The sequence below is a fragment of the Planococcus liqunii genome (assembly GCF_030413595.1).
Classification (GTDB): domain Bacteria; phylum Bacillota; class Bacilli; order Bacillales_A; family Planococcaceae; genus Planococcus; species Planococcus liqunii.
Genome location: NZ_CP129238.1, coordinates 944,963 through 964,604, shown reverse-complemented (window position 1 = coordinate 964,604; position 19,642 = coordinate 944,963). Strand labels below are relative to the sequence as shown.

The window sequence follows — 19,642 nt, the reverse complement described above, 5'->3', positions numbered from 1 at the left end:
CTTTCCAAACCTTCAAACCTTGGAGGTTTTTTCTATTTTTAAAAATCCACTTACCTTGGATAGACCTGCCAAAAATATCATGTTACGATAAGTAAAACTATAATTTTCTAATTATTCAGTTTTTAATTCCTTATTAAAATTAAAGGAGATGGCTTATGCACAAATGGTATCTACATCTTCTATTTGCCGTCTTTTGCTTGCTGTTAAGTGCATGCGCCCATGCCGTGTTCCTGCGGGAATTGCTGAATGACCGCTTTATGGCAGGTCCGAACGATGGGCTGTCTCAGATGCTGCCGTTTAAAAAGCTGCTATATGATCAATACACATCCGGGGAATTTTTCTATTCATCCCTTTTCGGTTTGGGCGGCGACACATACAGCGGACTTGCTTATTATTTTTCCACTTCGTTTGTTTTCCTTTTGACGGTCATTGCCGTTTTTCTGCTTGAATCAACGGGAATCATTGGAACTCCGGATATTTTGTTTTGGGCACATGCGGCGGTTTTTATCAATATCGTCCGTCTTGCCGCAGTGTTATTTATAGGGACCGCTTTATTCCGGTACATGAAATTCGGTCCGATCCCTGCTTTTTTGGGTGCTTGTGTGTATGCTTTTTCCAATATCTATTTCCGCCACGCTACCTATTGGGAGTTTTTTGCGGATGCGTACTTGTGGCTGCTGCTCTTGGTATTTGGAGTGGAAAAAATATTGCGGGAAAAGCGCAGCGTCTGGTTTATGCTCGCTGTCGCTGTATCCATGATCGATAACTTCTATTTTGCCTACATCAACTTTCTGTTGGTCGGCATTTATATTGCGTTCCGCCTTCTTTTGCCGCTTGAAGAAAATGAAACACCTAAAGGGACAGCTATCTCTAAGTTTTTGATCAGCGGCTCCCTTGGCGCCGGAATCAGTGCCGTGTCATTTATCCCAGCGGTTTATGCATATTTGAATAATCACCGCCCGCCTTACGCCCATGACATTCCTTGGTTCGGCTTTATCGATAATATTTTATTCACTAGTTCGTTTGTCGTGCTGCCGGCACTCTTTGTGCTATTGGCGTTTGCCCTTCCTTTATACGGGGAGCGCAAGTTTCGCTTTTTTGTTTTTCTTGTGCTGTTTTCGGTGATTCTTCATTACAGTCCGAAAGCCGCCAGTATGTTTAACGGGTTTTCTGCGCCTCAGTACCGCTGGGAATACTTCATGGCGTTTGCGGCCGGCGGAGCAGTTGCGGCCGGCTTCAGCTCACTGAACCGGCTGACACTGAAACACATTGCAGTAGCTGGCGGACTTTCTTTGCTGTTGTATGGACTCTTGGCATCCATCGATCCGGAAATTGGCGTAAACCAACTAATACTTTCCCTTGTTATTGGTTCTGCACTTGCCCTGTTTTCCGCTTATGTTTGGACACTTCAAAAACAATCCAAAATAGGGCAAGCGGCCGTGCTCTTTTTGCTTGCGCTTGGTATCCTTGCGAGCGGCTATCAACTTCTTTTAGCTTTGATGGAACAAGGAAGAACTGTTCAGCTTCCTTTGTTTCTTGGTGTCATTGGAATTGCCCTTTTCACCTTTATGCTTTTTGTCAAAGCAGTCTGCGATGAGGTTTATTCAAAAGCAACTGCTACCTTCCTGGTGTTAACCTTGCTGTTTTCCGTCAACGGTTCTGAATACGTGCTGCTCGTTATCCGGGGCGAAACTCAAACCGTCACCGAAGAATTGATTACCGGCCCCGATTACAGCGACCCCGAAGTTCTTGGGCTGATTGGCGCCATTTATCAAGATGAAGTGGATCCGCTTTTTCGCATCGAATGGATGGAAGGCGTTCGCAATAACACGCCAATCGCACTTAACTTTCATGGGTTAAGTGCTTATTCCAGCATACTGAATGAACAAGTGCTTCAATTTTATTTAGTGGACTTGGAAATTGACATGGGTCGTGAAAGCGTCAGCCGTTACGCTACGCTCGGGAAACGGGCGAACTTGCACAGCCTGCTTCAGGGGCAGTACAGCATTTTATCTAATGAAGATCCGAATGTTCCGGCTGGTTTTGCAGCAAAGCATGAATCGGAACATTTGGTTGCCTACGAAAACCGCTATCCCTTGCCGTTCATCCGGCCGGCTTCCGCAGTCTATAGCGAAGAGGCGCTAAAAACTGAATCGGTATTGCGGCGTGAACATGCCATGCTGACAGGCGTCGTTTTAAAAGACACCGATATTTCATCGCCGCTTCCGCCTGCACCGAAAAAATTAGCTTATGAACTGCAGGGAGAAAATGCTGTGTACGAAAACGGGGTGCTGGATGTGGCGGGCGAAACGGGCGGCCTCAATTTACTTTTAACGGAAAAAGCTGCGCCTGAAAGCGACTTATATGTGTCTTTCCATCTTGAGAACCTGGCCATGGATGCTTTTTTTCCTTTAACCGTGAACTCATATAGAACGACAAGAAAAGCGAATGTCTCCGTCTACAAAACTTTTGCGGACGATTTAACCATCCGCATCCCGGCTGACGAATCTATTCGGATCCGCATGCCGAAAGGCTTATATCAATTGACCGAACTCGAAGTATTCGAAGAACCTTATGACGTGCTGAAAACGGAAGCTGCTAAAGAACAAGCCGTGCAGCAAGTCCAGTGGGACAACAGCCGCCTTGATGCTGAGTATTTGAATACCGCCAATGCTCCCTACCTCACCATGCCGATTCCGTATGAAATCGGCTGGACAGCGAAAGTCAACGGCAAGAAAGTCGATGTGCTGGAAGCAAACTATGCGTTTCTTGCTATCCCTGCAGAAAATGGCCTCAATAAAGTTTCGCTCGTTTACCGGCCGCCCCATTTTTACAAATCTCTGCTTCTTTCGCTCTTTTCTCTAATTGCCGCTGCAACTTATTGGTGTTTGCAAAAAACGCGCAATGATTAAATGTGAAGCGAAACGGGAAAGCCATAAGAAATATCCTTTATAGAATTGGAGGAATTTCCTTGAGTGAAACGATGCAAAAATTTTTCTACGCCAGTGCAGCAGCCGCTACCGCTTTTGTTTTAGTGAAGACATTCAATAACCGTAAAAAAGCCGTTTGGGTGTTTCCGGACCACGATATGCGCAATAGCACAGAAGTCGACCACCGGGAGAGCCCGAACGCTCCGTACGACCATGCCGAAGTCGGCTTGACTGAACTGGACTCCACATATCGTTCTGAATGGGTTTCCATGGGATATCCAAAGACTCACCGGGAGCTTCCGGAAGATGAAGACTAAAAAAACGCAGAAACAGGGAAGGCTGATCGGCCTTTCCTGTTTCTGCGTCTAAAATTATTCTTCTATTAAACTGGCATATACGACTAATCGCTCTTCCCGTGTCCCTCTGGAATAATCATAAGTTCCGGCGCAAGTGATCAAGACCAATTCCGGAGAAGATTGGTAACCGAATATTGAAGACAAATCAGCGTTGTCCAATGGAACCGATTCCATTTTATAAACTTTGAATTGGAGCTGTTTATCCCCTTCGGCTACAAGGATTTTATCTCCAGCCTTTAATTTGGAAAGGTCCCAAAATATTGCCGGCCCTTCCAAATCATCGACATGTCCCGCAATCACTGCACGCCCGTTTTCTCCAGGCTGATAGCCATGAGAAAACCAGCTGACTTCTTTGCCGTTATCCGGCACTGCCATTTCCCCTGTTTCTGTCAGTCCCAGATGGAGGATTTCGGATTTCACCTCTATCGCCGGGATTTCCAGTTTTGTCGGCAGAATGCCATCCCTTTTAACGGTATTGATGGGGTTGGCTACCGGCACCGGCTTCTTCACTTCGACGGGTGCCGGTTTCTCTGCCACAAAGTCTATATTTTCAGTGCGCTTGCTCACTTCGTCTTCTTGCTGCCCACAGCCGCCAAGAAAGACAATTGCCGCGGCAATCAGCACACTATTCCTGAAATCGTTTTTTCCAAACAACTGCACTAGTTCCAAACAAAGCGAGTGTACCAAGCATCAACATCCAAGGAGCATTTGACTGATCCGGTGTACCAAGTCCGGTTGTCGGCATGCCATCCGGTGATGCTGCAGCTTCGTAATCAACCAAAGCAATCACTTCCAAAGCATCTGCATTGTTCACGGCAAACACGCTGTATACTGTATCTGCTGCCAATTCAGTTCCTTCTAGCGGCAATACTTGAGTTCCATCAGGCAAGCGAATTTCCAAGTCATATGTTCCTGGATCCAACTCAGTGTAATCAGTGATTCCCGGGAATTCAGCTCCGCTGAATACAGCGTCCCCGCCGATCAGTCCAACATCTACGGCTGGTGCATCAGGAGACAAGTGGCCCACACGAATTTTTGTTTTTCCTTCAGTGACTTCCATTGAATCTTCAGCAACTACAAATTCAAGTGCATCGACAGTATTCGCTGCTGCTACTGTATAAGCTTTGCCAGCTTCAACGGTTAAATCTGCTTGCAATACGCCAGCGCCTTCTGCATATTCAGTTCCTGTAGCAAAAACTTCTACATTGTGCGTTCCTGCCGGTACTTCCAAATAACCTGAATCTGCTTTAAATGGCACATTCTCTAGTGTCAAATCTCCATTGACATAGACATCGACAGCGGGTGCATCTGGTGAAGCATGGACTACTCTGACTTTGGCAGTATGGCTATCGGCGGAAACCCCCATACCGAACGACAGGAACAGAACCAAAGCAACTGCGAATAAAGCTAAACCTTTCTTCATGTGAACATCTCCCTTGCCTCTTATTTGTAAAACTTTTGTACAACTTATTTATAATCTATTTCATTTCGAATAGCAACCAATAAGATTGATTTTTCTGAAAATAATTTCATTTATTTATACTGTACATATTTTTGCCACAAATAAAACCGTCCGGCAAAATCTGCCGAACGATCAAGTAAAAGTGCTAGTTTTTCTTTCCTATCATTCACATAAAACTTATAATGTTTACTGCTTTACTTGCAGGATTTCATCTATTTCATCCAGAACTTCTGCTTCCAGCCGAATTTCCGCTGCTGCAATATTGGACTCCACCTGCTCCCGTTTTTTCCCTCCTGGAATGACGGCGTCAACGCCCGGCTGTTCAAGAAGCCAAGCAAGCGCTAAATTTGAGACATCCGTTCCTTTTTTGTCCGCCACTCCTTTCAGCTTTTCAACAATCTCGATGTTTTTCTCGAAATTGCCTTTTTGGAACAGCGGCACCCGGTTGCGCCAGTCGCCTTCTTCCAGCTGCAGATCTTTAGTATAGTTGCCGCCCAGGATGCCAAACGCCAGTGGCCCATACGCTACAACTGAAATATTGTTTTCAACGCAATACGGCAAAATGTCTTTTTCAATTTTGCGGTCGAGCATATGGTATTCCAACTGGATTGCAGAAATTTCCAGACTTGAATTGGCTTCGCGAAGTTGATCCAGTGAAAAGTTGGAGACGCCGATTGCTTTGATTTTTCCTTCCTGCTTCAAACGGGACAATTCCGCAATGGCTTCAGCAATCGGTGTTTTGTCATCCGGCCAGTGGATATAATACAAATCGACATAGTCAAGCTGGAGCCGTTTCAAACTGTCTTCCAACGCATTCCGCAAATATTCCGGGCTGTTGTTGCGCGTGCCCGTCCGCCAGTCGCTCCCGCCTTTGGTAGCAACGATAAACTGGCTGCGGTCGTACTCCTTCAGCACTTCCCCCACCAGTTCCTCCGAACGCCCTTTGCCGTATACATCGGCTGTATCGATAAATGTAATGCCGTTGTCCAGTGCGGCGCGGACAAAGTCTTTTCCTTCTTCTTCGTTCAAACCTTCAAATAAATTGTGGCCGCCAACTGCATTAGTTCCCAGTCCTAGCGCCGAAATTTGAATATCAGTCTTTTTCAATGTCGAAAATCTCATGCTAACACCCTTTCCAATTGGTCATTCTGTCTTTAACTGGATCTTGTACATCCACTTGCGCTTCCAAAAGCTAGCTTATCGGTTGTTCCATTCAATTGCCCGGGATCAATTCAATGGTTCCGGAAATTTCGGTTCCGTTCATAGCCTGCGTCGCGAGCCGGTCCGCTTCTGCATTGCCTTTGCGCGGAATCAGTTCGTATTCGGGCTGAATGCCGAGGCTATTCAGTTTTTCATCGATGCGGTCTGCCCAACGGAGCAAGTCTTTTTCAATGACCGGCCATTCTCCACCCATCTGGTTGATGACCACTTTTGAATCCCCAATAAATCGGACCGGCAAATGATGGACATTCAAGCCTTCGAGTTCCTGCACAGCCATGTACAATGCTGCATACTCGGCTTCATTATTCGATAGCAGTTCTGCGACCGCCGCATTTTGGCGAAGCCTATAGGGTTTTCCATTCATTTCATAGTAAATGGCACAGCCAAGGCCAGACCGCTGCGTTTCCCGCTCATAGCCGCCGTCAAAATAAACGGTCACGTTATGCGGCTCCGTTTCCACGCCTTTCAAATAGCCCTTCATTTCCTTCATTGTCCAGGAACTGTCGTAGCCGTCCACGAACACCAGATTTTTGGCGCGCCCGGTCCGCTCCAAATCTTCAGCGATGACCATTCCTTTTCCTGCAGGCATTTCTTCGGAACGGAAGAAAGCTTCTGTTCCTTTCGCTGTTCGGTATGTGCATTCAATCCGGATGTTCATTGCACATTGCCCCCTTCTATTTTTGTCTATAAGAATGTTTAGCCGCCGGTTCTTGCACTTAAACACAGAAACAGAAAAACCATTTCTTCGCGGACAGCAACGGCTTTCGCCAACAAGAAAAACGCCTTTTCATATCAAGCCCTTAGTTTCCGCTTTTCATGGTGGGCTGGGATTTCATCAGCAACGGCGTCTTATAATATTCACACCCTTCCCACTTCAACTCCTGTGTTAATACATCGAAGCTCGTATTGAAAAACCGCTGTACAGCGCTGCTTGGAGAAGAGGCGTTCATCACTGCAGGGACAGGCAGAAAATATTCACTTGCCTGGCTATCATAATAAGCTTCCTTGGGTTCTATTGAAGGATCATTCAAATTCTTATATAAAAAAGGGTAAGGCAAGATGAAAAAGGACGGAGTATCTGTCCGGTCATCGCCTAACCAAAACCCAAATTCGATAAATTGTTCGTCGAACGCCGCTTTCTCAATTGGTTTATCCTCCGGAAACGGTTCGGCAATATTTTGAATAACAATAGCCGACACGTCAAATGTTCCCCAAAACAAGCCCGGCTTCACTTTCCGGCAGCGCAATGGCCCGACAAACTTCAGTTCCTCGTGCTGGGCAAAATGAAACAGCTCCAAGCCCCTCAAAGCTTGCAGCGGCTCATAAACATGATGAACTGTATCTTCACTCAATAATGTTGCAACATCCATTTCCTGCGGACGGGGATTAATCGCAATGAATATTCCATGCTGCTGCAGCGTCTGAAAGATAAATTCATAATAGGTTTTTATCGAAGTTCCATTTTGCAACGGCATAGAATGTTCCTGGCCGTCCACGTTAATGGATAGTGCATTTTTTCGGATATCCACATCAGCTTGAAAAACATGGTCTTCGATGTAAAGAAGCCCGGTCGAAAAGCCATCCACTGTAAGCGTCAGCATGACATGCGCCCATTGCGGTTCCTGCTGCGCAGTTTCCAGACGGATCTTCCCCAAAATCTGTGACAGCAAATGCAAAGTCAGTTTTGTATCCTGCCATTCCGAGTGTTTTACAAGTTCCATGAAAACTTCTCCTTCCATACATTCCATAATGGCAATTGGCTAAGCACGGCATTCTACTCCTTGAATACTGAGGCAGAAACTGCAGAAACTTCTGCTGTACGATTGTCTTCTTTCGCATTTTCAATCATGACGGCCAAGATCAGATTCGGATTAGTTTTGTTGAAACTGACAGCAAAATCAGTTTCTATCCCTCCGTTTTGTGCTGTTCCGGTTTTCTCAGCCAGCCAATTGCCCGTATCCGTACTTTGCAGGCTCGTGCGCACGGTTTCTGCCTGTTCAGGATTGAGCGATCCTTCCTTCCAAATCTCATCCTTTTCATCCAGCAACAGCGTCGGTTTGTATATTGCGCCTCCAGTTGCGAAAGGCTCGTACATCGAAGCCAAGTGAAGCAGATTCACTTGCATCTGTCCTCTTCCTGATTTGGCTTGCGACAGCTGTCCTGCTGCATCCAAAGTGCCGTCATTTGAAATTTGTGAAACAGCCAATTTCAATGGCAACGGCATCTCTTCCCCGAACCCAAAACTCTTTAATCCTTTCAGCAACACATCGTGCCCTATTTCCTTCGAAGAAACATTACCGGCAGCCATTCCGATAGCAGAAATGACCGGTTCAATGGCTGCTCCTGGGGCATAACTCCCAGTAAAGCGGGGAAACAGAGGCTTCAGCGCATTGTTTTGCAGCTTGCTGAATTCCGAACCTTTAATCCCGGCGGCAAAAACATTCGGATCAAAGCCAGGAGAGCTCAGCAATACAAAGGTCTCACCTGTATTCGGATCAACAGCGGCACTTGCACCTGCTTGTCCTTTCATCGCCTGGTAAACTCTCTTTTGGAGTTCGGCATCAATCGTTAACTTAATGATTTCTCCCGGCCTTGCCGGTTTTTCTGCGGCAACAATCGGATCAATTCCTTCAAGGGCTTTCCGAAGCAAGATACGGACGCCCTGCTCGCCGCGAAGCCGGTCCTCCAACACCTCTTCGAGTCCTTGCCGCCCAATCAAATCATCCGGACCGTAGCCTTGGCCTTTTCGTTCGGCCAATTGCTCGGCTGTAATCGGGCCAATAAAACCGGACACATGAGACAGCGCTTCGCCGTACGGATATTGCCGCAGCTGCACTTCCCTTCGCTCCGTTCCCGGTATCGCAAAAATTTGCTGCAAGGCTGCTTCCGCTTTTGCCGGCAGAACAGCGAGCGGCACATAATGGCCCGGCTGGACCCAGCTTTGGCCGAGCTTTTGGTCAATTTCTGCCGGTGTGATGTCCAAAAGGGCAGCCAAATCATTTTTCTTTTTTGCTTCATCAAAATTGGCCGGAACCACGCCCACTTCATAAGCTTTGCCGTTGACAGCGATCGGTTTGCCAGTGCGGTCGTGGAGTTCGCCGCGCTGAGGATTGCTCCGTTCAATTTCAACCGTATCGCCTTCTTCAAGCTGCGGGAATATAAATGACGGATTCCATTCAGCGAACCAGTCTTCGGTACCTCCCTGCGTTTCAAATAGCAGCGTCAAGGTCCGATCAAATTCCACCGGTCCGGCTGCCGTATCCATTGTGATTTGAATGCGGAAATCAGCCGGCTTCTCCTTGCTCCACCGCATGTCTTCTTCCGGCTTTGCATAAGCCACTTCCACGTTTTGAATCGCCAGCTCTTGATGCAGCTGTTTCTGCCAATCTACAAAAACCGCTGTTTCATATGCCATTTTGGTGCCTTCCGTCAAATACCCTTCGTACATTCCAGCAAAATCTCCTTGTTCCCAGCGGCTGATATACTCCATCAGGCGATTCTTCGGTGTGACCTGCTCTTCCTCCAGCTGTTCTTCCGGTGTTACTTGCTGTTCGTCTTGGCAGCCTGCGAGGAGGATAAGAAGTAAAAGAAAAAGAATGCCAAGCCCTCTTTTCTTCATCCACTGACCTCCGTTCCAGTCCTTTTCCATCCATTACCCGAATCGGGAAACCTTTAAATGCAGCTGGAGGGGAAATGAAAAATAAAAAGGCATCAAGCGGTTTAAGCTTGATGCCTTTTCAAATTTACGTCAGTACTGATCCAGAAGAGTCGGTTTCCGTATTTTCTTCTGCCTGTTTTGCTTCTTTTTCTTTGAGCGCTTTTATTTCTTCCTCTGTTAAGTATTCCACTTTCAAGCCGAGGAAAGCCATAATAATGGAAATGATCGGGATAGCATAATTCAATACGGCATAAGGGGCATAGGCAAATGTCTCAACGCCCAATGTTGCCAGTATGAAAACACCGCATGTATTCCAAGGCACTAAAGGCGAAGTAACCGTTCCGCCATCTTCGAGTGCCCGCGATAAATTCTTTGAATGCAAGTTTTTGTCCTTGAAAGCTTTCGCATACATTCTTCCCGGAAGAAGAATCGAAATGTATTGTTCAGATGCAGTTGCATTTGTAAAAAATGCCGATACAATCGTCGCGGCAATCAGGCTGCCGGCAGATTTCGCCACTTTTAAGATTTGCTTCACAATAGCCTGCAGCATCCCGACTTGTTCCATGATTCCGCCAAAAATCATGGCCACGATGGTAAGCGAGACGGTATACATCATCGAATCAATGCCGCCGCGGTTAAACAAGTTGTCGACCATTTCGTTTCCACTTGAAATTGAGAAGCCATCGTGCAATGTGTTGACTGCATCTGCCACATTGCCCCCTTGGATAAAGACATGGCACAACCAGCCGAGCAATACGCCAATAGCAAGCGCTGGCAAAGCTGGAACTTTTTTCGCTACCATTACCACTACGGCAAGCGGCACGAGCAATAGCCAAGGCGATATTACGAAATTGCTTTCCAGCGCCGTCAAAATGCTGCTGATGTTCCCTGTATCCACCGCTGCTCCCCCGAACTGCCGGCCAAGGAAAAAGTAAACGACCAAGGCGATGACCAAACCGGGAATCGTGGTATAAATCATGTGTTTTATATGTACAAACAAATCCGTTCCGGTAATCCCTGCAGCTAAATTCGTTGTATCGGACAACGGTGACATCTTGTCTCCAAAATAGGCACCGGAAATGACCGCTCCCGCCACCATGGCTGCCGGAATCCCCATACTCACGCCGATTCCCATACCGGCAACGCCAATGGTTCCCATCGTGGACCAGGAACTGCCGATTGCCAAAGTGACAATGGCGCAAATAACGCAGATTGTTACCAGGAATAAGGACGGTGTAATGATTTTCAATCCGTAGTAGATCATTGTCGCTACAATGCCGCCGCCAATCCAGGCACCGATGATGAGGCCAACCAGAATAATAATGACAATCGCCGGAAGCGCCATGCGGATGCCTTTATAAGCCCCTTCTTCAATAACATCCCATTTATAGCCGTAGCGCCATCCGATGAAGGCTGCTGCAGCTGCCCCGATCAACAATGGAACATGGGGGCTTCCTTCAAATTTAATAATGGTCACTGCCATTATCGCTATCATGATGACCAAAGGAATTAAAGCCATTAAAAAAGGTATTTCGATTTCCTGCTGTTTTTTCATAATTCCTCTCCTCGCTGTCTGTTATGAAAACCCTTTCACCTATTTTGCCATGCCTTTCATTCAGGCGCAAATGTTTTTTTCAAAAATTATAAAATTTAAAATTTTTGCGCAAAAATTTTTTGCACTCTTTTTTTGCCTAAGCTCTTAATTTTAAAACCTGTATTTAGAAATTTGTGCTTTTTAATAAAATGCCATCAATGAATGCCATTGCCCTAAACTTGCTAAGGCAAAGAAAATGCCCACATAATAGAAATAAAGGAGGAGTCGGGATGGATCAATCTGTATTAGTAGTGGGAGCAGGAATCGGCGGCTTAACAACCGCTTCACTGCTGGCAAAACACGGGATGGATGTAACGCTTCTTGAAGCCTCCTCTGAACTTGGCGGTTGTGCCGGCAAGTATCAGCGCAATGAATACTTGTTTGCCGTTGGAGCTACCCTCGGAATGGGACTTGAAGAAAACGGGATTGTTGAACGGGTATTTCGCTATTTGGAAAAACCCTTTCCACTTGAGCCGCTTGAAACTGTTATGGAAATGGTGCATCCCGAAGCTACTTTTAAGTTTTTTAAAGACCGGGAAAAGCATGTCAGCCAAATGGTCCGCCGCTTCCCTGAATACGAGCGGCAAATCCGGGCTTTTTATAGCGAAATCTTTTCGGTTGCCGCAAATATCCGGACATTGATGGGACCGCTTCCTGTGCTTCCGCCAAGCACACCGAAAGAATGGTCATTTTTAATGGCTTCTCTTCGTCCCAGCCATGTAAAATTATTGCCTTTCTTCAATCAAACACTCGAACAGCGGCTGAAGCGCCATGGCCTGGATCAATTGCAGCTTTTTCGGCAAATGATTGATGCCTTGCTGATTGACAGCCTGCAAACCGGCAGCAAAGACGCCTCTTATTTGCTTGCGTCCTTGGCACTTGATATTTATCACGAAGGCGCATATTACATTCCAGGCGGATTGTATCAACTCGCCGAAATCATGGGCAAAAGCCTGATCGAAAATGGCGGCACCTTGAAGAAACGGCGGACCGTGGTAAAGCTGCAGCAACAGGATAGAAAATGGACAGCAACCGACCAGCGCGGCAACCAATACCAGGCAGACCATGTGGTATTGAATGTGCCGATTCATCAATTGCCTAAGCTCCTGGCGCCTTCACAGCTCAACAAGCTGAAAAAACCGTTGCGTGAAGGCTTAGCCACTCCGACTTGGACTACTTTGTCATTGTATATCGCTGTCGATTCGTCAAAACTGAAAGCTCCCTTGCCGCTATTTCGCCAGATTGCTAGCAAAAGTGGTGAGGGCTTGGCAGAAGGCGATTACTTTTTCATGTCATCTTCAAGGCCGAATGATTTGCTGCGGGCTCCGGCAGGGATACAAACCGTAACCATCTCTACTCATACCCGCTTCGAAAACTGGGATGCGAAAGATAAGTACGAAGCTTCCCGTGAAGCTGTGTCTGGCCGCATTCTCAGGGCCATAGAAAAATTGATCCCTGGCTTCCAGGAAGCCATCCTTTATCTTGAAACCGGTGCACCCAAGGCGTGGGAACATTATACCGGACGTCCGAACGGCTATGTTGGGGGCTTTCCACAAACTGTCAACGCTGCTTTGTTTAACGCCATTTCGCACCGTTCCGGACTGCCGGGCCTTTATGTCTGCGGCGACCACATTTTTCCGGGAGCCGGCACAATCGGAGTGGCAACAAGCGGAATCCACGTTGCCCGCACGATTTCCGGGAAACGCTTAATTTATTGATGTTGCACTTTAATCGTCCCTCAAACAATGCCATAGTACCTAATTAAAATTCAAAAAATATTTCATTCCTAGTTGCAATGACTTATAATAAGGAAAAATATTTGTTGAAGGGGAAAACTTAATGATGCAGTCACTTGCCAAACGGCCGCCGATGCTCGCCTGGCTTGTTCTAATCGTCAGTGCATTTATTCTGGTATCTATGCTTCCAATTATTTTTATGACCGCTGTACTTCCCATTTGGAGGCCGGAAGAATTCAGTATAGTTTCGGTGGTTATGCTGGTGGTTGCTCTTAGCTTTGCAGCCGGGGCTTTGCTGTCCATTCGATGGGCAAAGCGTACAATTGGAGCTGCAGTTCGGCGCAATAGCGAATTGGAAGAGAAATCAATGGAACATCCTCCTGCCTTTCCTCAGGCAGAAAAAGCAGAAGAAAAGAAAAAACCGGTTTGGCCGTGGCTGGTGATAGCCCCTGGCGCCCTGCTGCTGGTCAGTACAGGACCGGGTGCAGTTATGCTGCCGATTATGCCATTGTTCTTAGCTGGAATGTCTACAGATTCCGGCAATACATCTGATTACGTTCCAGCCTTAATTATCCTTATCGGTTATGGCATTATGGGAATTTATGGTTACTGGCTATTCCGCGCCATTAAAGTGCTTCGAAAAACGTAAGACCGATCCTGTCTTCCTTCTCTTGCAAAGCAAAAAAGAAGCGGTTGAGCCAATTGGTTCAACCGCTTCTTTCTATGCTAGTGCTTGTCAATCAGCCGATGCCAGCGGCTTGCTTTCTGCTTTGTAAGGAATAATTTTGATGTGCACATCGACATTGCCAAGCACTGCTTTTGATACCGGACAATGTACATGCGTCTCATCTGCCAGCCGCTGCACTTCGCTTTCGTCCATTCCTTCGATTGCAACTTCCAAGTCCATGCCGATTTTGTTAAACCCTTCATCCATTGGATCTGTGAACAGCGACACGATGCAGCTTACCCGTGTTCTCGCCGACTTCCCTTCATCCTGCATGATTTTCGCTAAAATGAAACTGAAGCTAGTGCTGTATCCCAAAGCTAAAAAACGTCCCGGATTAAAAGCTGTTTTGGGCCCTGTGCCTCCGAGTTCCGCCGGAGCAGCAACCGGCGCTGAAAAGGCACCATCCTCCAAATAACTTTCTCCGCCTGGCCCGTCAATCGTGATGGCAGCAACCGACCGGTGCAGCAATTGTGAACCGTCCACTTTCAAAATCCCCTTTCCGGATTTAATTTTCACTGTCAGTATACGCCCCTGGCGTTCCCTTTCACATCAATCGGCTCATCGAAAAGCAGTGTTTTCGCCTTTAAATAAAAGCCCGCAGCATTTTTTCATCCAGTTGCAGCATCCATTTCCGGATGGAACGGCGATGGCGCTTTTCTGCCGGCAAAATTTCCTTCGCCCGGTCCAGCAGCTCGCTGCAGCGCAGCTCCATTTCCGGCTCTTCTTGCCAGCAATGCTCCGCTAGAAAATAGGAAAGCAGTTTGATGGCTTCGATATAGGTGTCCAAACTGGCAGGGGCAAGAAGATTGATGCCAATCAGCAGCAGCGCTGCTTCATCGTCTTCTTCCAAGTCTTCTTTATCCGGTCCATAAAGCTGGCTAAACGCTTTCATTTCTTCAAACAGCACCGTTACTTCTTCCAACACCAAAGCCGCGACATGATCTTCATTCGAATGGATTAACATCTTCCTTCCCCCCTCTTAATTTGGCACGTTCTTGTATTGCCGGTCTATTATGCAGCATGTAGTATTAATAAATATAATTCTCTGCAACTGCCTCATTCTCCTTTTTTATTATTCTATTTTAAGAATAAATATTAACCTTAAATTCTCTTTTCAATTTCGCAAAACGAAGAAAAAACCATGATTAATAATTGTTTTTAAAGCCATATTTGTTAAGTAATCTTTGTTCATTTTTTCACAATACAAAAAAGAGCGTGCAGAATGAATACAGATTCATCCAACACCCTCTTTTATGCACGAAATATACAAAATCCGTTTTAACACTTAATTTCAAAGAACTTCAAAATCCAAGTCTTCTCCATTCAACAAGTTTTTAATATTGGAGATCGATAAGTCGCTTATACGGGCTACTGCCTCATAGGTGGCTCCTCCTACATGCGGAGTTGCCACTACGTTTTCCAGTTTCGGCAATTCGTTGGCCGGCGGTTCTTTTTCAAATACATCCAGCGCTGCGCCTTTTATTTTCCCGCTCTTTAACGCCTCGATCAAATCTTCCTCATGAACCAATTGTCCACGGGAAATGTTGACCAAAAAAGCACTCGGTTTCATCAGCGCGAGCGTTTCCTTGTTCACCAAATGTTTATTTTTAGCTGTCAGGCTCGTAGCGATAATGATGTAATCGGCTTCTTTAAACAATTCGTCACGCTCAACAAAACGGACGTTAAGCTTTTCAGCCAACTCGTAATCCTTGTAATTGCCATAAGCCAGCGTTTGCATATCAAAGCCCATCGCGCGTTTCGCCAAAGCTTTTCCAATTGCGCCAAAACCGATGATCCCCAGTTTTTTCTCGTAAATTTCATATCCCATTGTTGTATCCCAATAGCCGGACTTTACTTCCTTATCTTTTTTGGGGATGTCCCGGGCAGCTGACAGCATCAGTCCGAAAGCATGGTCTGCCACTGCCTGGGCATTCAACCCCGGTGCACTTGTGACGCGGATGCCTTTTTGTTTAGCATAATCAATGTCGATATTGTCGACGCCTGCCCCAAACTTTACAATGTATTTCAAATGAGGAGCAGCGTCCATTATATCTTTATCAATTTTTACGATATTCACCAAAATAATATCCGTATCTTTTACTTCATTTTTCAATTCGTCCTTGTCAATTCCCTTATCGGTATACAAGACTTTTACGTTCCCTATTTTTTCCAGCTCTTCAATTAAATTTGGGTCCGCTCCATAAAATGCTTCCCGCAGCATCAGCAAGATATTCATAAAATCCCTCCAATTACTGAATGTTTTCATCGCTTCTTATGTAATAAGTTAACTTCTACTTAAACATACTACAGCTGGAAGCAAAATTCATCGGTATCCATTCACTTGGCTGGAAAAGGCATGCAAAAAAGCAGCGGAAGCCCCACTGCTTTCACTCACTGCGTACAATATAGGCAGATATCGGTTTTTCCCCTTCAAAGCCTTCGCCGTTATAGATAACCCCCAGCTCTTTTACAAAATAATAAAGAATGGCGACGTATTCTTTTAAACTATCCGCCAGAACAAGTCGATCTTCGTATTCGTGGTCCACTTCGACAATTTGGCCATAGTACCCTTTGGTGTCAGGGTCCAAATCAATGGCGATAAAGTTTCCGCCGCCGTCGTGGTAAATCGGAATTTTCTGCGCCAACATAAAATTATCTTTCACAAAGCCTTCCGGTATCGACTGGACTTCTTCCCGGCTGATTGCTTCCCGTGCTGCTTCTTCGGCTTCCAGACGGATTTCCCGTAAATTCATCAGGGGATATCCTGTAATATGGGCATAAGCTGGATGCCCGGCTTCCACTAACTCCATCCACATATCCAGATCGTTGCCATCACAGTAGCGGTACAGCGAGACGAAATCCCCCACGGGTTCGGCTTTGCATAAGTGGAAAACAGCGTCAATGTCTTCACTGGCATTCCCGGGCAACAATGGCACAACAGCTTCTCCAAACTTGGCTTTTAAATATTCATGGTATTCCTGCCAAAGTTCCAGAAACGGCATAGCTTGATAGCGAGCCAAGAATTCTTTCATTCCTGGAACGGAATGGTACACGCCATAACGATGGTCTAATTTAATCAGACTGTTCGTTTCTTTACTTTCCTTTTGGGCATTCCGGGATTCGAGAGGCTCTGCCTTCTGCCACACACACTGATAATTTAAGCCATTTTCCATCATCTCTGCAATTGCATAACGCAGGATTTCATCCCCGTATGCGTATTCATGAAGTTGAAACGAATAAGGCTGCTTTGTCATCGGATGGATTAATTCAATGACTTCCTTTTGTGCGATATTCTCATATTTGCTTTGAAAGGGATTTGGCACATCTGTATCTAATTTTATTCCGTAGTGGTCGGAAAACAGCAAACCAGCTTCTTTAAAAAACAATAAGTTCCAGCCATTTTTATACATGAGATGACCTCCTCCTGATTTAGCATTAAGGCAATTCACACATTTCTTTTCTATACCCGCCTTATGGCCAAATTAGGCTTAACTTTACGTATAAACAGATTGCATCCCGATTTCCATATGCAGCTCTACCTCTTCTGCCAGAAAGGTGTTTCAGCAGTTCCAAGCTACGACAAATTAAAAAGGAACTTCCCCACTTCCGGTTAAGTTCCTTGTCAATATGTATGAATTTAACTGCCCAATTTGTTATATTCCCTTGCGACATAAACAGGCGTCAAACAGTATAATTCCTGATGATGGCTGCTTGCAATTTGAAGCAAATCTTTAAAAATTTGTTTGGAGACATTGAACATATACATAGCATCCGGCATATTCTTTAGTTTTTCTGTCGCCTGCTCCCATTTCACTTCTTCAATTTCAACCCACGCACTTTTCGACTGCCCATCATTTTGAACGGTCAATCTGCCAAACAACGTAATGAATTTTTGGCCATTTTCCTCGTAGGTATCTTTTACACGTGTAAACGTATATTGGACTTTTTCGGTAGTCAAAAGCTGATTATGCTGCATCAAGTTCCATCTCCTTCTTAAATTGTCGGCTTGGCTGGGCATCAAGAAAGAACAACGATTAACTTTAAGACACGAATCAGTAAGGCCTGGGAATCAAAGAGAGGTTAAATGGCGCTAGAGAGAAAGGTTTTATTTAAACAATCCATGACTAATCCCTTCTATCGTGCCTGTTCGAAACTTCCAAACTATAAATGCATCTTCGTATGCCCATTACAGTTTATAAGTCCTCTGTAGGATGATTCATTTCATTGCCTAAACAAATAGTAACGCATAAACCGATATTTGTGTCAGAAAATTTACAATTTAAGATTTTTTAGTTATAAACCCATCCTTTTATACATATTTTTACCAAATAACTTCTTTGCTTAGTGGAAGTATGGAATTTATTTTTCGAATACAGATGCCTATTTTGAAAAACTCCTGACATACTTTGGACCAAATCTGCTGCTGGTGGAAGTAAGCTATGAAGGCCAGACAATCGGAATGTCCTTAAACTTTCTGTATGAAAAGACCATACATATTCACTTATCCGGGACCATGCGGGAATTCGATTATTTGTCTCCTGCATTCATATTGCGTTATGCTCTTGCGGTCTGGGGGAAAGAGAACGGAGTGGAATTGATCCATGAAGGCGGCGGACGGACAAATGCAGCGGACGATTCTCTTTATCTCTTTAAAAAGCAATTTGGCAAAAACACTTCTTTCAATTTTTGTGTGGCAAGGCAAATATGGAACAAATCTGTTTATCAACAGCTTTGTAAAACAATGGAAGCTCCCATGGATTCTGATTACTTTCCCGCCTACCGATCTGCCTTATCCCTTGAATTCAACTAACTGCCTGCAAACACTCCTGGAATAGCAAAAGGCAGTTTGGATGAATAATCCAAACTGCCTTTTTAAATTCAACCTTTTTCTACTCAATCGGAATACGATGTCCTTGATGATCGTTATGCAAATTCGGCGCTTTTGGTATGCTCAGCGTTAATACCCCATTTTGGAAAGTGGCCGCTACTTGGGCTTCCTCAATTTCTCCAATATAGAAACTGCGGCGGAAAGAACCATATGTCCGTTCTTTGCGGATATAGCGCCCTTCCTGTTCCTTTGTATCGCTTTTCCGTTCTTTTGTCCCGCGGATTTCCAAATAGCCGTCCCGGTATTCCACTTCGACATTTTCTTTAGAAAATCCGGGCAAGTCCACTTCCAATTCATAGCGATTTTCTTTTTCCTGGATGTCCACTTGCGGGTAGTGAGTCTCCCCAAAAAATTTGTTGAATACATCTGTTTCTACCGTGCTTTCAAAGAGGCTGGGGAAAAACTCGTTTCGTCTTTTTGGTCTGAGTTTAGCCATGACACTCTTCTCCTTTTATAGTTTTAGCCTTCCGCCCTGCTTTTCCAAACTTCCTTGAACCATCCTGAACGTGCTTCTTCATGAAGGATTAATACCAGTTTTATTTTTAGCGCTAATTCACCACCCTACTCTTTCCCCTTTACCATGTATCGCCACCGGAAGGCGGTGGCCAAGCGCCAATCATCCGGCGCACGAAGACGACTTGTCCGGCATGGTAGCTATTGTGATTGATAATCACCATGAGCAGATCCGCACGCGTTCTTCTTTTTTTGCCGAAGCCTTCTTCCGAAAAATCTTTTGCCGACTCCTGTTCAGCTTGCTGCAGGCCGGCTGAAAAACGCTCAACTTCCTGGACCCAGTCCTGCTCACTCGCTGGCCTCGGATCTTCGGGCCAGGTTTCTGCCGCATGTTCCGGATTTCTCGGCGCTTCGCCTTTTAAGTAGGCCAGCATAAAGTCTTGCCAGTAATTCATATGCCACAGCAGCTGCCAGACAGAATGCGGACACTTTTCCGGTTTCTCACCAGCTTGCTGCCAGTCCAGCCCTTCAAAAACAACGGCCGCGTCTGTATGTGCACTGGTCCCACGGATGCCTCTTTGCAAAAATTAATTGGCCACACATGTTCCTCCTGTTCC

19 protein-coding genes are annotated in these 19,642 nt (G+C 45.6%); 5 read left to right on the top strand and 14 right to left on the bottom strand.

What is annotated here, in order from left to right; genetic code table 11:
- Positions 1-155: 155 nt before the first annotated feature.
- Complete coding sequence (locus tag QWY22_RS04805) at positions 156-2,912, top strand: YfhO family protein (protein ID WP_300983357.1); 2,757 nt, start codon at positions 156-158, stop codon at positions 2,910-2,912.
- 59 nt (positions 2,913-2,971) lie between these two features.
- On the top strand, positions 2,972-3,247 hold the full coding sequence (locus QWY22_RS04800) for a hypothetical protein (protein WP_300983356.1): 276 nt from the start codon (positions 2,972-2,974) through the stop codon (positions 3,245-3,247).
- A gap of 54 nt (positions 3,248-3,301) precedes the next feature.
- On the opposite strand, the gene QWY22_RS04795 is transcribed toward QWY22_RS04800, so the two are convergent.
- The 7 genes from QWY22_RS04795 to nhaC all read right to left on the bottom strand — a co-directional run bounded on the left by QWY22_RS04795 (position 3,302) and on the right by nhaC (position 11,182).
- Entirely contained in the window at positions 3,302-3,946 is a 645-nt protein-coding gene (locus tag QWY22_RS04795) for a sortase (RefSeq protein WP_300983355.1), read from the bottom strand.
- Positions 3,912-4,709 carry a DUF4397 domain-containing protein gene (locus tag QWY22_RS04790; RefSeq protein ID WP_300983354.1) on the bottom strand — a complete coding sequence of 266 codons (798 nt, stop codon included), beginning with the start codon at positions 4,707-4,709 and terminating at the stop codon, positions 3,912-3,914. The genes QWY22_RS04795 and QWY22_RS04790 overlap by 35 nt, the downstream gene beginning before the upstream one ends.
- A 225-nt stretch (positions 4,710-4,934) precedes the next feature.
- On the bottom strand, positions 4,935-5,870 hold the full coding sequence (locus tag QWY22_RS04785; RefSeq protein WP_300983353.1) for an aldo/keto reductase: 936 nt from the start codon (positions 5,868-5,870) through the stop codon (positions 4,935-4,937).
- Between the two features lie 91 nt (positions 5,871-5,961).
- The gene (locus QWY22_RS04780) at positions 5,962-6,627 is read right to left on the bottom strand and encodes a reverse transcriptase-like protein (RefSeq protein WP_300983352.1); all 666 of its coding nucleotides are present in this window, start codon (positions 6,625-6,627) and stop codon (positions 5,962-5,964) included.
- A gap of 142 nt (positions 6,628-6,769) precedes the next feature.
- Positions 6,770-7,690 (bottom strand): DUF5996 family protein, encoded by a 921-nt coding sequence (locus QWY22_RS04775; protein WP_300983351.1) that lies wholly within the window; start codon positions 7,688-7,690, stop codon positions 6,770-6,772.
- A gap of 53 nt (positions 7,691-7,743) precedes the next feature.
- On the bottom strand, positions 7,744-9,588 hold the full coding sequence (locus QWY22_RS04770) for a penicillin-binding transpeptidase domain-containing protein (RefSeq protein ID WP_300983350.1): 1,845 nt from the start codon (positions 9,586-9,588) through the stop codon (positions 7,744-7,746).
- 124 nt (positions 9,589-9,712) lie between these two features.
- A complete protein-coding gene (nhaC, locus tag QWY22_RS04765) occupies positions 9,713-11,182 on the bottom strand; it encodes a Na+/H+ antiporter NhaC (RefSeq protein ID WP_300983349.1) in 1,470 nt (489 codons plus the stop codon).
- Between the two features lie 269 nt (positions 11,183-11,451).
- Here nhaC and QWY22_RS04760 point away from each other — a divergent pair, with 269 nt between their 5' ends.
- Positions 11,452-12,939, top strand: a complete 1,488-nt coding sequence (locus QWY22_RS04760; protein ID WP_300983348.1) for a phytoene desaturase family protein — start codon at positions 11,452-11,454, stop codon at positions 12,937-12,939.
- A 121-nt stretch (positions 12,940-13,060) separates the two neighbouring features.
- Positions 13,061-13,606 carry a hypothetical protein gene (locus QWY22_RS04755; protein WP_300983347.1) on the top strand — a complete coding sequence of 182 codons (546 nt, stop codon included), beginning with the start codon at positions 13,061-13,063 and terminating at the stop codon, positions 13,604-13,606.
- Positions 13,607-13,693: 87 nt separating this feature from the next.
- Here the strand turns inward: QWY22_RS04755 and QWY22_RS04750 are convergent, their stop codons facing one another.
- From QWY22_RS04750 to QWY22_RS04730, 5 genes are all read right to left on the bottom strand, one after another.
- A complete protein-coding gene (locus QWY22_RS04750) occupies positions 13,694-14,167 on the bottom strand; it encodes an OsmC family protein (RefSeq protein WP_300983346.1) in 474 nt (157 codons plus the stop codon).
- A 100-nt stretch (positions 14,168-14,267) separates the two neighbouring features.
- On the bottom strand, positions 14,268-14,648 hold the full coding sequence (locus QWY22_RS04745) for a hypothetical protein (protein ID WP_300983345.1): 381 nt from the start codon (positions 14,646-14,648) through the stop codon (positions 14,268-14,270).
- Between the two features lie 327 nt (positions 14,649-14,975).
- Positions 14,976-15,920 (bottom strand): phosphoglycerate dehydrogenase, encoded by a 945-nt coding sequence (locus QWY22_RS04740; RefSeq protein WP_300983344.1) that lies wholly within the window; start codon positions 15,918-15,920, stop codon positions 14,976-14,978.
- 151 nt (positions 15,921-16,071) lie between these two features.
- On the bottom strand, positions 16,072-17,094 hold the full coding sequence (locus tag QWY22_RS04735) for an SMI1/KNR4 family protein (protein WP_300983343.1): 1,023 nt from the start codon (positions 17,092-17,094) through the stop codon (positions 16,072-16,074).
- A gap of 227 nt (positions 17,095-17,321) precedes the next feature.
- Positions 17,322-17,663, bottom strand: a complete 342-nt coding sequence (locus tag QWY22_RS04730; RefSeq protein WP_300983342.1) for a hypothetical protein — start codon at positions 17,661-17,663, stop codon at positions 17,322-17,324.
- 378 nt (positions 17,664-18,041) lie between these two features.
- Here QWY22_RS04730 and QWY22_RS04725 point away from each other — a divergent pair, with 378 nt between their 5' ends.
- Positions 18,042-18,494 carry a GNAT family N-acetyltransferase gene (locus QWY22_RS04725; protein WP_300984330.1) on the top strand — a complete coding sequence of 151 codons (453 nt, stop codon included), beginning with the start codon at positions 18,042-18,044 and terminating at the stop codon, positions 18,492-18,494.
- Between the two features lie 79 nt (positions 18,495-18,573).
- Here QWY22_RS04725 and QWY22_RS04720 read toward each other — a convergent pair whose 3' ends face one another.
- Complete coding sequence (locus QWY22_RS04720) at positions 18,574-19,008, bottom strand: Hsp20/alpha crystallin family protein (protein ID WP_051413735.1); 435 nt, start codon at positions 19,006-19,008, stop codon at positions 18,574-18,576.
- A 139-nt stretch (positions 19,009-19,147) separates the two neighbouring features.
- A complete protein-coding gene (locus tag QWY22_RS04715; RefSeq protein WP_300983341.1) occupies positions 19,148-19,609 on the bottom strand; it encodes a DinB family protein in 462 nt (153 codons plus the stop codon).
- Positions 19,610-19,642: the final 33 nt, after the last annotated feature.

Bases quoted from the DNA above. Each gene is read 5' to 3' on its own strand.
- QWY22_RS04805 (WP_300983357.1), top strand. From the start codon at position 156: ATGCACAAATGGTATCTACATCTTCTATTTGCCGTCTTTTGCTTGCTG.
- QWY22_RS04755 (WP_300983347.1), top strand. From the start codon at position 13,061: ATGATGCAGTCACTTGCCAAACGGCCGCCGATGCTCGCCTGGCTTGTT.
- QWY22_RS04775 (WP_300983351.1), bottom strand. From the start codon at position 7,690: ATGGAACTTGTAAAACACTCGGAATGGCAGGATACAAAACTGACTTTG.
- QWY22_RS04735 (WP_300983343.1), bottom strand. From the start codon at position 17,094: ATGTATAAAAATGGCTGGAACTTATTGTTTTTTAAAGAAGCTGGTTTG.
- QWY22_RS04745 (WP_300983345.1), bottom strand. From the start codon at position 14,648: ATGTTAATCCATTCGAATGAAGATCATGTCGCGGCTTTGGTGTTGGAA.
- nhaC (WP_300983349.1), bottom strand. From the start codon at position 11,182: ATGAAAAAACAGCAGGAAATCGAAATACCTTTTTTAATGGCTTTAATT.
- QWY22_RS04780 (WP_300983352.1), bottom strand. From the start codon at position 6,627: ATGAACATCCGGATTGAATGCACATACCGAACAGCGAAAGGAACAGAA.
- QWY22_RS04790 (WP_300983354.1), bottom strand. From the start codon at position 4,709: ATGAAGAAAGGTTTAGCTTTATTCGCAGTTGCTTTGGTTCTGTTCCTG.
- QWY22_RS04740 (WP_300983344.1), bottom strand. From the start codon at position 15,920: ATGAATATCTTGCTGATGCTGCGGGAAGCATTTTATGGAGCGGACCCA.
- QWY22_RS04760 (WP_300983348.1), top strand. From the start codon at position 11,452: ATGGATCAATCTGTATTAGTAGTGGGAGCAGGAATCGGCGGCTTAACA.
- QWY22_RS04720 (WP_051413735.1), bottom strand. From the start codon at position 19,008: ATGGCTAAACTCAGACCAAAAAGACGAAACGAGTTTTTCCCCAGCCTC.
- QWY22_RS04770 (WP_300983350.1), bottom strand. From the start codon at position 9,588: ATGAAGAAAAGAGGGCTTGGCATTCTTTTTCTTTTACTTCTTATCCTC.
- QWY22_RS04785 (WP_300983353.1), bottom strand. From the start codon at position 5,870: ATGAGATTTTCGACATTGAAAAAGACTGATATTCAAATTTCGGCGCTA.